This is a genomic window from Pseudomonas fluorescens, from assembly GCF_040448305.1.
Classification (GTDB): Bacteria; Pseudomonadota; Gammaproteobacteria; order Pseudomonadales; family Pseudomonadaceae; genus Aquipseudomonas; species Aquipseudomonas fluorescens_BH.
Genome location: NZ_CP148752.1, coordinates 4,186,272 through 4,200,898, shown reverse-complemented (window position 1 = coordinate 4,200,898; position 14,627 = coordinate 4,186,272). Strand labels below are relative to the sequence as shown.

General features: G+C 62.2%; 15 protein-coding genes. 5 read left to right on the top strand and 10 right to left on the bottom strand.

The features are described from left to right. The first annotated feature begins 85 nt into the window (after positions 1 to 85). Entirely contained in the window at positions 86 to 973 is an 888-nt protein-coding gene (locus WHX55_RS19010; protein ID WP_150759196.1) for a LysR family transcriptional regulator, read from the top strand. 2 nt (positions 974 to 975) lie between these two features. On the opposite strand, the gene WHX55_RS19005 is transcribed toward WHX55_RS19010, so the two are convergent. The 3 genes from WHX55_RS19005 to WHX55_RS18995 form a co-directional block, all read right to left on the bottom strand. Then, positions 976 to 1,614: an HTH domain-containing protein gene (locus WHX55_RS19005; RefSeq protein ID WP_150752845.1), complete on the bottom strand. Its 639-nt coding sequence runs from the start codon at positions 1,612 to 1,614 to the stop codon at positions 976 to 978. A 19-nt stretch (positions 1,615 to 1,633) separates the two neighbouring features. Continuing rightward, positions 1,634 to 2,263, bottom strand: a complete 630-nt coding sequence (locus tag WHX55_RS19000) for a hypothetical protein (protein ID WP_150759195.1) — start codon at positions 2,261 to 2,263, stop codon at positions 1,634 to 1,636. Positions 2,264 to 2,379: 116 nt separating this feature from the next. Continuing rightward, positions 2,380 to 3,168: an alpha/beta fold hydrolase gene (locus WHX55_RS18995; protein WP_353741039.1), complete on the bottom strand. Its 789-nt coding sequence runs from the start codon at positions 3,166 to 3,168 to the stop codon at positions 2,380 to 2,382. 126 nt (positions 3,169 to 3,294) lie between these two features. On the opposite strand from WHX55_RS18995, the gene WHX55_RS18990 reads away from it, so the two are divergent. Both WHX55_RS18990 and WHX55_RS18985 read left to right on the top strand, forming a co-directional pair. Then, a complete protein-coding gene (locus tag WHX55_RS18990; RefSeq protein WP_353741038.1) occupies positions 3,295 to 4,239 on the top strand; it encodes an aldo/keto reductase in 945 nt (314 codons plus the stop codon). A 123-nt stretch (positions 4,240 to 4,362) separates the two neighbouring features. Further along, positions 4,363 to 5,016 (top strand): peroxiredoxin, encoded by a 654-nt coding sequence (locus WHX55_RS18985; RefSeq protein WP_150725397.1) that lies wholly within the window; start codon positions 4,363 to 4,365, stop codon positions 5,014 to 5,016. 143 nt (positions 5,017 to 5,159) lie between these two features. On the opposite strand, the gene yghX is transcribed toward WHX55_RS18985, so the two are convergent. From yghX to WHX55_RS18955, 6 genes are all read right to left on the bottom strand, one after another. Further along, positions 5,160 to 6,047, bottom strand: coding sequence for a YghX family hydrolase (gene yghX / locus WHX55_RS18980; protein WP_353741037.1), 888 nt, complete (start codon positions 6,045 to 6,047; stop codon positions 5,160 to 5,162). 184 nt (positions 6,048 to 6,231) lie between these two features. After that, a complete protein-coding gene (locus WHX55_RS18975; protein WP_353741036.1) occupies positions 6,232 to 6,633 on the bottom strand; it encodes a heme-binding protein in 402 nt (133 codons plus the stop codon). A gap of 19 nt (positions 6,634 to 6,652) precedes the next feature. Continuing rightward, positions 6,653 to 7,870: a glycolate oxidase subunit GlcF gene (gene glcF / locus WHX55_RS18970; protein ID WP_150752840.1), complete on the bottom strand. Its 1,218-nt coding sequence runs from the start codon at positions 7,868 to 7,870 to the stop codon at positions 6,653 to 6,655. Positions 7,871 to 7,873: 3 nt separating this feature from the next. Then, entirely contained in the window at positions 7,874 to 8,938 is a 1,065-nt protein-coding gene (gene glcE, locus WHX55_RS18965; RefSeq protein ID WP_353741035.1) for a glycolate oxidase subunit GlcE, read from the bottom strand. Next, complete coding sequence (gene glcD / locus WHX55_RS18960; RefSeq protein WP_353741034.1) at positions 8,938 to 10,437, bottom strand: glycolate oxidase subunit GlcD; 1,500 nt, start codon at positions 10,435 to 10,437, stop codon at positions 8,938 to 8,940. Before glcD ends, glcE begins: the two co-directional genes overlap by 1 nt. Before the next feature lie 246 nt (positions 10,438 to 10,683). Continuing rightward, entirely contained in the window at positions 10,684 to 12,447 is a 1,764-nt protein-coding gene (locus WHX55_RS18955) for an L-lactate permease (RefSeq protein WP_150752837.1), read from the bottom strand. 179 nt (positions 12,448 to 12,626) lie between these two features. Here WHX55_RS18955 and WHX55_RS18950 point away from each other — a divergent pair, with 179 nt between their 5' ends. Further along, entirely contained in the window at positions 12,627 to 12,863 is a 237-nt protein-coding gene (locus WHX55_RS18950) for a hypothetical protein (protein ID WP_150725404.1), read from the top strand. A 38-nt stretch (positions 12,864 to 12,901) separates the two neighbouring features. Here the strand turns inward: WHX55_RS18950 and WHX55_RS18945 are convergent, their stop codons facing one another. After that, positions 12,902 to 13,162, bottom strand: a complete 261-nt coding sequence (locus WHX55_RS18945) for a hypothetical protein (protein ID WP_150752835.1) — start codon at positions 13,160 to 13,162, stop codon at positions 12,902 to 12,904. Positions 13,163 to 13,545: 383 nt separating this feature from the next. Between WHX55_RS18945 and WHX55_RS18940 the strand changes: the two genes are divergently transcribed. Further along, entirely contained in the window at positions 13,546 to 14,610 is a 1,065-nt protein-coding gene (locus WHX55_RS18940; protein ID WP_353741033.1) for a hypothetical protein, read from the top strand. The last annotated feature ends 17 nt before the right edge of the window (positions 14,611 to 14,627 follow it).

Sequence of the window (14,627 nt, the reverse complement as noted above, 5' to 3'; positions counted from 1 at the left end):
CTCCGATTGCGTTGGCCCCATCTTGAGAGTATTAGTCTGCAAATAAAAATTAATAATAAATATGAAATGATAAGGAAAACTTACCGTGCTTCCCGAGCTGAAGATTACCCAACTGCGCTATTTCGTCCTGGTTGCCCAGCTGAAAAGCTTCCACGGCGCAGCAAGACAGGCCTATCGCACGCAACCGGCGCTGTCCCTGGCTGTGCGCGAGTTGGAGCAGAAGCTCGGCCAGCCATTATTCGAAAAGGGCGGCAAAACCGAACTGACGCCATTTGGCGAGCATTGTTTGCCGCTGTTCCAGGATTTGCTGGCGCATCACGACCGCATCGCCCGCGAAGTCAGTTTGCTGGCGCGGCATGAAATCGGTCAGGTGAGCATCGCTACGGTGCCGTCGGTGGCCAGTCGGTTGTTGCCGCATCTGCTTGCACGGTTTGTCAGCGAGCACCCGAAAATGCAGATCAGCATGCAGGACGGCAATGCCGACAGCGTGCAGCAGTTGTTGGTCCAAGGGCAGGTGGATTTTGCGATCAGTAGCGTGTGGGCGGCGGACGAAAACATTGAGTTCGTGCCGATCCTGAGTGATCGGGTGGGGGTGGTCTGTCGCCACGATCATCCGTTGGTGGCCAAAGGCGAGGCACTGCATTGGTCGAGCCTGCAAGCCTATCCGTTGGTGCGCAATGGCACCTCGCGCTTGCTTGCGGGCACGGAAGCGGCGGGGTTGCTGGACAGCAGTTTGTTGTTCGTCTCCAACATGATTTCGCTGATCGCGATGCTTGAAGAGGGCATTGGCATCACGACGCTGCCGTCCCTGGCGTTCCCACAGGGCAATGAGAAGCTGATGTTCCTGCCGCTTTCAGAACCGCGGCTGGAACGCCAGATCGGCATTCTGTGCCGCAAGGGGCACAGCCTGTCGCCAGCGGCAGCCGAGTTGATGGGCTTTCTCAAAGCGAACATGCAGATGGTCGATCTGTAAGGTCAGTGTTCGAGTGGTGGCTCCGGGCTTTCTGTCGGTCGCAGCCTGAAGCGACAGACATGCCCGCCACGCACCATGCATTCGCTGTGCTCGACTTCGCCGCCGCCCAACGCGCCGATCAAGGCCAGGTCCAGTTCGCAGACCACCGGGTGCTCGGCGGCCAGGCGATGGAACACGCAGTTATGCGCGACGATTTCCGGGGTGCCGCCTGAACGAAAAAACACCTCGGCTTCGTAGCCCGTCTGGTTCATGTGCTGCACGATCCTGGCTTCATCCACGACCTGTTGTTCCAGATCCGAAGCCAGCTTGCGACCCATGCTGCGCATCAGCGAAGCCATGGCTTCAGGACCGATGATGGCGGCGACTTCATCAATCAATACGCTGGCCAGTAGCTGATAGTGGCGAGGGAACTGCTCCCGCGCGTGGTCGGTGAGCCGATACAGCTGCTCTGGACGACGACCCGTCGGACGGGTGTCGCCGCGCAGCACCAGACCGTCACGCTCCAGCGCTGCCAGGTGTTGGCGGATCGCCGTGCGCGTGACGGCCAGGTGTTCAGCCAACTCGTCAATGCTCATGCCGCCCGCGTGGTGCAGCAGTGCATTGAGCAGGTCCTGCTGTGTTCGGCCCAGTCCTTCCAGCATGGTGTGCCCTCGCGCGATATCAGAACTTGTCCGGGAATTGCTTGACCAGCGCGCCGGTCAACGCGTCGGCCAGGGCCAGGATGTGCGTGCGCATCATCGCCCAGGTACGGGCTTCGCCGGCGTAATCGTGTGCGGCGAATTCATCGATCTGGGTGATGTGGTGACCGCCATGGGCTGACAACATCGTCACCAGTGTCGCCTCAGGCAGATTGGGGTTCGCCGTAGCCAGAAACGCCGCAATCGCCTTGGCATTACTGGTCAACTCGGTGACGGCGGCCTGTTTGCCTTTCGCGTCTTTGGCGACTGTGGCGTCACTGTAGTGTTTCACCGCGCCCCAATGACCGGCAAGCAGCTTTAGCAGTTGATCCGCCGCCGGTTGGCCGTAGAGCGGGGCGATGCTGTTGGCGATTTTGGTGGCGTTGTCGACCACCTGGTCCGCCGCGACTTTGGCTTGCTTTTTGTCGGCGGATTGATTGGCCAGCGCGTAGTTTCTGATCCAGAAAATGTGCTCGACCCAAAGGTCACGCTCGGCCAGGCGCGTGGTCAGCGCGGGGCTGTCGGCAGCGGCGGGTGAGGCGGCAGGCGTTTGGCTCCAGACCGGTTGCGCACACAAAGCCAGCAGGAGCAAAGCCAGGGTTTTGATATTCATGACGGCACCCTCGGAGAGTGGGAATGTTCGACAATATCAATATAGGCATAAAAATATGTTTTTATTGGGCGAAGACATAATCTCGGACCAATGGTCGCCACGTACTACTTTGCTGGCTACAACCCATCCCCCAGCGCCTTTAAGTATTCAGGGCTTTCGCCGATCGAGTTATGCCCCGTCCCCGGTATCACCCGCAGTGACGCCACGCCTTTGGCGAAGTGTGTGTACAAACGTTCAGTACTCGGGCGCGGAATCACCTCGTCATGCTCAGCCGCGATCAACAATGTCGGCACCGTGATGCGGCCGGCGTACTGCCAGGACGGGTATTTGTCCTTCAACAACCAGCGCACCGGAAACCAGCGGAACTGACGGGCGGCCAGCCCTTCGAGGCTGTTATAGGGCGTGATCAGCACCAGTCGTGCGGCCGGGCGCTCGCTGGCAAGGCGCACGGCCACCCCGGAACCCAGGCTGCGTCCGACCAGCGCCACATGCGGATGGCTGGCATACACCTGGTCGAACAAGGTGATGGCATCGCGGGCAATGGCCTCTTCGGAAGGCGAGCCAGAACTGCCGCCATAACCACGGTAATGCAGCAGGTACAGCGCGTAGTCCGGGAACGCTTGGGAGAACTCGGGCAGGTTGCGTGAGACGTCTTCGGCATTGCCGCCGAAATAAATCAGCGCGTTCGGGCCATCGTGAGGACGGACGGAGACCAGCACCTGTGCGTCGGCGACCGGCAGGGTGAGCAGCGTCCCGGCTGCCCCAACGGCACGAGGCTGTGGGTAGTAAATCAGCGCCCGTTGAAACACGAACAACGTGACGCACAGCACCAGGTACAGCGCAGCGACAATGACGACGAGTAACACCAGGGTGCGTGACATTCGACTAACGTTAGTGGGCGGCATTGACGGCTCGGGGTTTGCAAGTGGCTAGCGCAAGGCTTCTTGAGTGTAGTCAATCGACCCTTGGCGCGGGGTATCCGGGTTGTCGGCGCAACAGCTCGGACCCCGGCGACTGGTGAGAAACGTTTTATGAGCCATCCTGAGGGTTACACCCGTAGAAAAGTACTCACGCTGGCTGCCGGTGCTTCGGCGGTCTTCACGTTCGGTCCGGTGGGTGCACAACCCGAGCCGTCGACGGGAACAGGAGGCAAGACTATGCAGACCCGCGCCATTCCTTCCAGCAACGAGTCCTTGCCGATCGTAGGGTTGGGCACTTACCGCGGATTCGATGTCGAGCCTTCGCAACCGGCTTACAAAGACTTGCCCGCGGTGCTGGATGCCTTGTTCGACAAGGGTGGCAAGCTGATCGACAGCTCGCCGATGTACGGTCGCGCCGAACAGACCCTCGGCGAACTGCTGTCGATCCATGAGCCGCGCTCGCCGGCCTTCCTGGCCACCAAGGTGTGGACCCGGGGCCGCGAAGAAGGCATCGCGCAGATGGAACAATCCTTCGCCCTGTTGCAGACCGACCGGATCGACCTGATGCAGATCCACAACCTGCTGGACTGGCAGACGCACCTGCCGACCCTGCGCCACTGGAAGGAAGCAGGGCGCATCCGCTACATCGGCATCACCCATTACACGGCGTCGGCCTATGAAGAAGTGGAAGCGGTACTCAAGGCCGAGCCACTGGATTTCTTGCAGATCAACTACGCCCTGGATGATCGCGGCGTCGAGAAACGCCTGCTGCCGTTGTGCCGTGAGCGAGGGGTGGCGGTGATCTGCAACCGGCCGTTTGGCGGGGGCGGCTTGCTGGCCAAACTCAAGGATAAGCCGCTGCCAGGCTGGGCGGCGCAAGTCGGGGTCAAGAGCTGGCCGCAACTGGCGCTGAAGTTCCTGCTGTCGCATTCGGCGGTGACTTGCGTGATTCCTGGCACCGGCAACCCGCGCTACATGGCGGAAAACGCACGGGCCGGTTTCGGCCCGATGCTGACCGATGCCCAGCGTCATCAACTGATTGCGCTGGTGGGCTAACGACTTGTTCCAAGCGTTGCGGCGAGTCGTCGAACCTCTCCTATACTGTCTCGCGTCCATGCCGTTTAAAGCGCATTCGTTGCCCTGACGGCGTCCCTGTCCATCACTGCAAGGAGATCGAACATGGCTATCCGCATTGGCGACGAAGCACCGGATTTCACCGCCGACACCACCGAAGGCACCCTCAACTTTCACCAATGGATCGGCGATGGCTGGGCCATCCTGTTTTCCCACCCCAAGGATTTCACCCCGGTGTGCACCACCGAACTGGGTTACCTGGCCAAACTCAAGCCGGAATTCGACAAGCGCAACACCAAGGTCCTGGGCCTCAGCGTCGACCCGGTCAGTGACCACAACCGCTGGGTCGGTGACATCGCCGAGACCCAGGGCGCAGCGGTCAACTATCCGCTGATCGGCGACGAAAACCTGGTGGTGGCCAAGCTCTACGACATGATCCACCCCAATGCCAGCGGCGGCGCGCGCACGGCAGTGGACAACGCCACGGTGCGTTCGGTGTTCATCGTCGGCCCGGACAAGAAGGTCAAGGCCATGCTGATCTACCCGATGAGCGCCGGGCGCAACTTCGATGAAGTGCTGCGCCTGCTCGATTCCCTGCAACTCAATGCCAAACACACCGTCGCCACGCCAGTGAACTGGCGGCCGGGTGAAGACGTGATCATCCCGACCTCGGTGTCTGACGAAGACGCGAAGAAGAAATACCCGGATGGCTTCACGACCCTGAAGCCGTATCTGCGGACGGTGGCTCAGCCAAAGTAGTCATCAGCCGTGAGACCGCCATCGCGAGCAGGCTCGCTCCTACAGGGATCTTCGGTGAACACAAAATCTGTCTACGACTGAAGCCCAATGTAGGAGCGAGCCTGCTCGCGATGGGGCCAGTCCTGCTGGCCTAGGACTTTTATTCAAACCAGATACTTTTTAAACCACCCCAACGTCCTCTCCCACGCCAGTTTCGCCGCCGCCTCGTCATAACGCGGCGTCGAATCATTGTGAAAACCATGATTACAGCCAGGGTAGATATAGGCCTCATAGATCTTGCCCCCGGCCTTCAACGCTTTCTCATAGGCCGGCCAGCCTTCGTTGATCCGCGTATCCAGTTCGCCGAAGTGCAGCATCACCGGGGCCTTGATCCGGGGCACTTCTTCGGCTGTCGGCTGACGGCCATAAAACGACACGGCGGCCCCCAGTTCCGGATAGGCCACGGCGGCGGCGTTGGTCACACCACCGCCGTAGCAGAACCCGGTGATACCGACTTTTCCAGTGGCGGCAGGGTGTTTCATCATCCACTCTACGGCGGCGAAAAAGTCGTTCATCAGCTTTTCCGGGTCGACCTTCGCCTGAAGCTCGCGGCCCTTGTCGTCATTGCCGGGATAACCGCCGACCGAACTCAGGCCGTCCGGGGCGAGGGCGATGAAACCGGCCTTGGCCAGACGGCGGGCCACGTCTTCGATGTAGGGGTTGAGCCCACGGTTTTCGTGCACGACCACCACCGCCGGCACCTTGCCGGTGGCCTTGGCCGGGCGCACCAGATAACCGCGAACCTGGCCGTGGCCCTTGGGCGAGGGGTAGGTGATGTACTCGGCAATGATGTCCGGATCGGTGAACTCGACCTGTTCGGCCAGCGCATAGTTGGGGCTTAGCGCGGCGAGCAGGGCGCCTGCGGTCAAGCCGCCGAAGGTAAACAACGCCGCGCGGTCGAGAAACTCCCGGCGGTTGATCTTGCCGTGGGCGTAGTAGTCGTACAGTTCCAGCAGTTGCGGGGAAAAGTCTTTGGCAGTTAGACGGGTCATTGCTGCAACTCCTCTCGGCTGGTTTAACACGGATCAATCTTGTTGGCGAAACGCCGTCCCTGTGGGAGCGAGCCTGCTCGCGATAGCGGAGTGTCATTCAGCATGGATGTCGACTGATCTGCCGCCATCGCGAGCAGGCTCGCTCCCACAGGGATCTATGGTGGATGTTTGATGTGCATTCTGTTCATTTCAGGCACTGCGCCCCGGCCTTGGCCACTTGCGCATCCTGCTCGGGCTTGACGCCCGACACGCCGATGGCGCCAATCACCTGGCCATCGAAAACAATCGGCACGCCACCCTCAAGCGAAGTCAGCAAGGGTGCTGAGAGGAAAGCGTAGCGCCCGGCGTTGACCATGTCTTCATAGCTTTTCGATTCGCGCCGCCCGAGGGCTGAAGTGCGCGCCTTTTCGGTGGCGATGTAGGCACTGGCGGGCGCGCAGCCGTCGAGGCGTTCGAGGGCCAGCGGGTGGCCGCCGTCATCGACCACCACGATGGTCACGGCCCATTGATTGGCCTGTGCTTCGGCGCGGGCGGCGGTGAGGATCTGGGCGACTTCGGCCTGGCTCAGGACGGATTTGCTGTTCATGGGCATCTCCAGGGTTCGGTTAAGGCAGGGCGGCTTCGACCAGTTCGATCCAGTGCCGCACCGGGGTTCGCCCCGCGCCGTCGAGGTGCGACTGGCAGCCGATGTTGGCTGTGACAATGACCTCGGGATGGCCGCTTTCCAGGGCGTTGAGCTTGTTGTCGCGCAGTTGTCGCGACAGTTCGGGCTGGGTCAGCGAATAGGTGCCCGCCGACCCGCAACACAGGTGTCCGTCGGGAACGGACGTCAGATTGAAGCCGAGTCCGGTCAGCAGCGCTTCCACGGCACCGCCGAGTTTCTGTCCGTGTTGCAGGGTGCAGGGGCAATGGAAGGCCACACGCTGCGAGGCATGGATGCCGAGCTTTTCCAGTGGCTCATCGCGCAACACCTCCACCAGATCCCGGGCCAGCGCACTGACCTTTTTCGCCTTGTCGGCATAGGCCGGGTCGCTGGCGAGCAGATGGCCGTAATCCTTGATGAAGGCGCCGCAACCGCTGGCCGTCTGCACAATCGCCTCGGCACCTTTTTCGATGCCCGGCCACCACGCGTCGATGTTGCGTCGGGCGCGATCGAGGCCGGCGGCCTGGGCGTTCAGGTGGTAGTCCACGGCGCCGCAGCAACCGGCTTCGCGGGTCGCGATGACACTGATCCCCAACCGGTCCAACACCCGCGCCGCCGCGGCATTGGTGTTGGGAGACAGGCTGGGCTGTACGCAACCTTCGAGCATCAGCACCTGACGCTCACGCAGGGTCGTGGGTCGCGGCTTGGCTGGGTAGACATTGCGCGGCAATTTGCTTTGCAGGGTGCCGGGCAGCAGCGCGCGGAACACCTGACCGCTATTGACCAGGCTCTTGAACAGCTCTGGATGGGGGACGGTCTGCCGCAACCCCTCGCGCAACAGGCGCTGACCGAGCGGGCGTGGCACCGCCGCATCGACCACCGCCCGCCCGATGTCCAGCAGGTTGTGGTAGTCGACGCCCGACGGGCAGGTGGTTTCGCAGTTGCGGCACGACAGGCAGCGGTCAAGGTGCTGTTGGGTCTTTTGCGTGACGTCGTTGCCTTCCAGCACTTGCTTGATCAGGTAGATGCGGCCCCGCGGTCCGTCCAGTTCATCGCCGAGCAATTGATAGGTCGGGCACGTGGCATTGCAGAACCCGCAGTGCACGCAGGTGCGCAGGATGCTTTCGGCTTCTGCGGCGCGGGGCAGATGGCTGGCGCTTTCACTCAAGGTCGTCTGCATGATTCAAAGCTCCGCGTACAGGCGTCCGGGGTTGAAGATGCCCCGTGGATCGAGTTGTTGTTTCAGGTTGCGGTGATAACGCATCAGCGCCGGGGGCAGCGGATGGAAGGGGCTGTCGGTCAGGCCGTGGCTGAAACAGGTGACATGGCCGCCGACCTCGTCGACGACCTGGCGGATGTACGCTGCATCGGCATCGGATTTCAGCCAGCGCTGGGCGCCGCCCCAGTCGATCAACTGGCGCCCCGGCAGCGACAGGAGCGGCGTGTTGTGCGGCAAGGACAGGCGCCAAAGCGGTTGGTCTTGATCGAAGAAACTCAAGCGCTGCTCGTTGAGATCGTCCCACCAGCAAGCCTCCAGCCGCTCACCCCCGAGGCGTTCATGGGCCGCCGCCACCGAACCTTCACCGCCCTCCAGTCGCAGGTGCAGGCGTTCGCCATCGTGGCAGGCCGCGCTGATCGGCAACGGCTGCTGGCCCCATTCCGCCAGGCGCAGCAAGGCCCGTTCGGCGTCCATTTCCAGGCTGATGCTTAAGGCTTGCCGGGGTTTTGGCAGCACTTTGAGGGAAACTTCGGCGATCAGCCCGAGGCTGCCGTAACTGCCGGCCATCAGGCGCGACAGGTCGTAGCCGGCGACGTTTTTCATCACCTCGCCACCGAAGCGCAACAGCTTGCCCTGGCCGGTGATGACCCGCGTGCCGAGCACGAAATCCCGCACCGAGCCGGACCACGGGCGCCGTGGCCCGGACAGCCCACAGGCGATCATGCCGCCGACGGTGGCGCCGTCGCCGAAGGACGGTGGCTCGCAGGGCAGCATCTGCTGCGCGGCGTCCAGCACCTGCGCCAGCTGCGACAACGGTGTGCCGCAACGGGCGCTGATCACAAGTTCAGTCGGGTCGTAACTGACAATGCCCCGGTGCGAGCGGGTATCGAGAATTTCCCCGGCCGTGGTGCGGCCGAGAAAGGCTTTGCTGTTTGAACCCTGGATGCGCAACGGCGTGGCGTTTTCCAGCGCCTGATTGACCTGTTCCAGCAGTGACGCGCTGTCATCGAAATCTTCAGGGCTGCGCATCAGAAACGCTCCAGCTCAGGGAAGGGCAATTGACCGCCATGTATGTGCATGGCACCGAATTCGGCGCAGCGGTGCAGGGTCGGAATGTTCTTGCCGGGGTTGAGCAGGCCGCCGGGGTCGAAGGCGGCCTTGATGGCATGGAACAGGGTCAGCTCATCGCTGTTGAACTGCGCGCACATCTGGTTGATCTTCTCGCGGCCCACGCCGTGTTCACCGGTGATGCTGCCGCCGACTTTCACGCACAACTCCAGAATCTTGCCGCCCAGGGTCTCGGCTCGATCAAGTTCACCGGGTTGATTGGCGTCGAACAGGATCAGCGGATGCATGTTGCCGTCGCCGGCATGGAACACGTTGGCCACCCGCAGGCCGTATTCGTTCGAGAGCTCGGCGATGGCCTTCAGCACGCCGGGCAGTTCGCGGCGGGGAATGGTGCCGTCCATGCAGTAGTAGTCCGGCGAAAGGCGGCCCACCGCCGGGAACGCATTCTTGCGCCCGGCCCAGAAACGCACGCGCTCGGCTTCGTCCCTGGCCTGGCGCAACTCGATGGCGCCGGCCTGTTGCAGCACTTGGCGCACCCGGTCGCAGTCATCTGAGACATCGGCTTCAACGCCGTCGAGTTCGCACAGCAAAATCGCCTGGGCATCCACCGGATAACCGGCGTGGATGAAGTCCTCGGCGGCGCGGATCGCCAGGTTGTCCATCATTTCCAGGCCGCCGGGGATGATGCCGGCGGCAATGATGTCGCCGACGGCGCGCCCGGCTTTTTCCACGGAATCGAACGCCGCCAGCAGCACTTTGGCGGTCTGCGGCTTGGGCAGCAGCTTGACCGTGACCTCGGTGATCACCCCGAGCAGGCCTTCGGACCCGGTGAACAGCGCCAGCAGGTCGAAACCGGGGGCGTCGAGGGCGTTGGAGCCCAGGCTCAGGTGCTCGCCGTCGACGGTGAGGATGTCGACCTTGAGCACGTTGTGCACGGTCAGGCCGTACTTCAGGCAGTGCACGCCCCCGGCATTTTCCGCGACGTTGCCGCCGATGGAGCAGGCGATTTGCGAGGATGGGTCCGGCGCGTAATACAGGCCGAAGGGTGCCGCCGCCTGGGAGATCGCCAGATTGCGTACACCGGGCTGAACCCGCGCAGTACGGGCGGCAGGGTCGATGTGCAGGATGTTGTTGAAGCGCGCCATCACCAGCAGCACGCCTTTCTCCAGGGGTAGCGCGCCGCCGGACAAACCGGTGCCGGCGCCACGGGCCACGACGGGGACGTGCAGCTCATGGCAGACCTGAAGCACCCCCTGGACTTCGTCGATGTATCGGGGCAGCACCACCAGCATCGGCGTGGTGCGATAGGCCGACAGTCCGTCGCATTCGTAGGGCTTGAGTTCCTCGCGCTGATGCAGGACTTCCAGATTCGGCAAGCGGGTTTGCAGGGCCTGCAGCAGCGCCTGTTTGTCGACGTCGGGCAGGGCACCGTCAACGCGTTCATCGTAGAGAATGTTCATCGGTTCATGACTCCCGCTGGAGGCCACTGATGTACATCATTGGCCTGAGACGGCCGGCTGTCCATGGGATCTTTGTCTGCTCGACGGACGATTCATTCCATAAACCACCGTCCACCAATGTGGGAGCGAGCTTGCTCGCGATAGCGGTGGCACAGTCGACATCTCTGTCGAATGTGACACGGTCATCGCGAGCAAGCTCGCTCCCACAATGGATCAGTTTTAAGCAGAATGACGCGTGTATTCGACTCAATGCCCGCCCACCACCATATGGCTGAACGGCGCGACGTAGGCCTGCAGCGTCACCAGGCCACCGACCAGGATCGCCAGCACAATCGAGTGGAAGAACACGTAGCGCAGGATTTCCCCTTCATGGCCGTACCAGCGGGTGGCGGTGGAGGCGACCACGATCGACTGGGCGTCGACCATCTTGCCCATGACCCCGCCGGAACTGTTGGCGGCGGCCATCAACACCGGGCTGATGCCCAACTGCTCGGACGTCACCCGTTGCAAGCCGCCGAACAGCACGTTGGACGCGGTGTCCGAGCCGGTCAGCGCCACGCCGAGCCAGCCGAGCAGGGTGCCGAACATCGGGTAGAAAATGCCCGTGGCAGCGAAGGCCAGGCCCATGGTCGCGTCCAGGCCCGAGTAGCGCGTGAGGAAGCCCAGCGCGAGCATCGCCACAATGGTGATCAGCGAGTAACGCACCACCCACAAAGTGCGCAGGTACTGGTGAATCAGTTGCGGGATCGAATACCCCATCAGCAAACCGCCGACAATCGCCGCCAGCAGAATGCCGCTGCCGGTGGCGGTGAACCAGGTGAACTTGTACACCGCTTCTTCGGTTTTCGGTGCGGCCACCACGGGCGGGACTTTCTCAATCTGCAAGTGCAGGGTGGTGAAGGTCACGACCGGTGCAAACAGCGGGTTCGCCTCACGCATCGGCTTGCCCTGCGGATCGAGCTTGGCGGCACTGGTTTGCGGGTCGATGGCAGGGCGGGTGTCGAAGGTGTTCTTGAAGCCCTGGGTGCCCCAGATGAACACGAAGACCGTCAGGATCAGCCACGGCATCCACGCCCGCATCACCGCCGGTTTTGCCTCGTTGGAAAAGGTTGCAGTGGGTACAGGCTTTTCGTCGTGCTCGGCGTCGATCTTCGAGTCGTCGACCCGGCCGGACAGGGCGGCGGACGTGTGTACGGTGGCCGGTTTCCACACCTTGAGGAAACCGGTCAGGCAGGCCATGGAAATCAGTGCGGCGATCACGTCCACCAGCATCGGCCCGTGGTAGTTGGACACCAGGAACTGCGGCACGGCAAAACTGACCCCGGCCACCAGGATCGCCGGCCAGATTTCCACCATCTTGCGCCAGCCGGCAAAGGCCCAGATCAGCCAGAACGGCACCAGCACCGAAAAGAAGGGCAACTGCCGACCGACCATCATCGACAGTTCCATTTCATCCAGCCCGGTGACCTTGGCCAGGGTGATGATCGGCGTGCCGAGGGCGCCGAACGCCACGGGGGCGGTGTTGGCGATCAGTGCCAGCCCCGAGGCGGCGAGTGGCGAGAAGCCCAGCCCGATCAGAATCGCCCCGGTCACCGCCACCGGCGTACCGAAACCGGCCGCGCCTTCGAAAAACGCACCGAAGCAGAAGGCGATCAGCAGCAATTGCAGGCGCCGGTCATCGGTGATGCGCGCCAGGGAGTCTTGCAACACCTTGAACGAACCGTTCTCGGTGGTCAGGCGGTGCAGGAAAATGATGTTCAACACGATCCAGCCAATCGGCAGCAGACCGTTGGCCGCACCGAACAGCGCCGCCGAACCTGCCATGCCCGCTGGCATGCCGAAGGCGAAGATCGAGATCAGCAAGGCCGAGACCAGGGCGAGCAACGCCGCCAGGTGCGCCTTGATATGAAAGAACGCCAGGGACGCCAGCATCACCACCACCGGCACAGCCGCCATGAGCGTTGAAAGCAACGGGTTACCGAACGGATCGTAGACTTGCTGCCAGACCATGTTCCACCTCTGCATTTTATTGTTGGACGTGCAGATCCCCTGGGGGGAGGTGGCTTTCAGTATAGGTGGCATTGCGCCGCTGTCAGGGCTGGCCTCCGGTCCTGCCAATCGGCGCACTTCCGAGGGCTGAGCTAGCATGGCCAGTAGGGTTTGAATTCAGTCAGGGGAGCAATGCAGTCATGACCGAGCGCCATATGGAGCACAAGGAAACGCTATCGAACGGATGCAGCATCAAAGTCACAGCCGAGATATTGAAAGACGGTTCGTTGGGCATGTTCATCGGCATCTATCGGCCGGACGGCACGGCCATCGATGAAAACCACGACCCACGGCCGCACATGCTGGACATGGAAGCGGCGATGGATTGGGGGATCGATATTGCCAAGGGGATCGGCAATAGTCAGCGAACGTTGTGAGCGGTTGCCGCCCATGCCCGGGCGACCGTTGGTCGCTGTCAGAACCCGAACGAACGGGCCGAGCCTTTTGCCAGTTCGACATCCAGCAGATGCTCGACCAGCACGTCATTCAAAAACCGGAACTGATCATTGAGCCCGACCACTTCGTTGCTGAAGTGATGATCGGCTGCCGGGATCAGCAATGCCTCGAACTTCTCGTCGAACATCAGAGTCAACTCTTTACGTGACTCGAATTCCTGCGCGTAGAAATTGTTGCCGAACAGCGGGAAACGTACGGCGAGGGTGACCGTGTGGATCATGATGTTTGCTCCTCGCTCAGGACGTACCAGGCAAACACACTCAATGTGAACGCCGTCAGGGCCAGGCAGGTCAGCAGATGGATCAGCATGAGGTTCCCCTCCGATTCGGGGTTTCGTGTTGGCTTGGGATCGATCCTACGCTGACGGCGTTCAAGCGGAAGGCAATCGCGGCGATGGTGAATATCGACGCCAGTGATGGTGGTTTTTGTGTTGTCTGCTCTGGCCCCATCGCGAGCAGGCTCGCTCCTGCAGGTTCACTGCCGACCAGAGTGGGAGCGAGCCTGCTCGCGATGGCGGCCTGCGGAGCACCGCCACCTATACTTAAACCGAGGGTTTTGGGTGTCGGGCATTTCGCCCGGTACACACTGCAGGAAGTCGCGATCTTGAGCCTGCGTTCGCTGGTCATTGCCGTACTGGTGGTGTTGGCAGGGTGCGCCACACCGCCGCGTGCGCCGGTGGAAGTGGCGCCGGTCATCGTTTCAGAGAGCACCTGGCAACAAGTGGATCGGGAGATCGTCGCCGCGTCGCAGTCGGCCACCGAGCAGACCCGAATCTACGCCCGCGGCGCCATGGATTACTGGCGCACACGGGTCTATGAATTGACCGAACAGAATTTCATTCCGTGGTTCAGCAATTACTGGACCCAGGAATGGCTGTCGGTGAAGGTCAGCTGGTACAACCTCAACGCCAAGGGCGAGCAGGACGCATCGGAAAAACGTCTGGCGGCGTACCTGCTCGAAGCCTATCAGGAGAAGGTTCTGGCCCCGGTGGCACGGGAAGTCGATCCCGATTCGATTCTCGGCCTGGCAGCGGCGTTCTACGTCGACATCCTCAAGGAAGAACTGCAGAAGATCTCCACCCGCCACGGCGTGCCGATGGCCCAGCTCAACGGGCGCATCCAGAAAATCCCGGCCATCGCCCTCGGGCCGCCGCCAGCGCGGAACGCCTCGTTGTACCAGATCGTGCACACCGAACAGCTGAACACCTTGCCGGCCTACGCCGCGCTGGTCGACAAAATCCACAAGGCCGGCGGCGACAGGGGCGTGGGTTCGACCGACACCGCGATGGCGCCGGTGGCCAGGCGCGCCAGCCGGCGGATGGAAGCCGAAATGGCCCCGCGCGGGGCCGCCAGCGCCGTGGCCGCGGCAGTCGGGAAACTCGCCGGTAGTTTGATCACGGTCGGGGTGGCGGGCATTCGCGCACTGATTCAGGCCAATGACCGGCCCGACAGCGAGGCGCTGATTCGCAGCAGCCTGGGCAATACCTTCGACAAGGCCTGGCTCAAACTGATGCAGAACCCGACCACCGGTGTCATGGCCGGCACGCTTTACATGGCGGGGCAGATCGAAGGCAGCCTGGCGGACCGCACTGCACCGCCGGTCGGTTTGAGCGCCGGGACTGTCGATTGGACGCCAGCGCAATCGACTACCCAGCAGAACACCCCATGACCCAAGGAGAAATACTC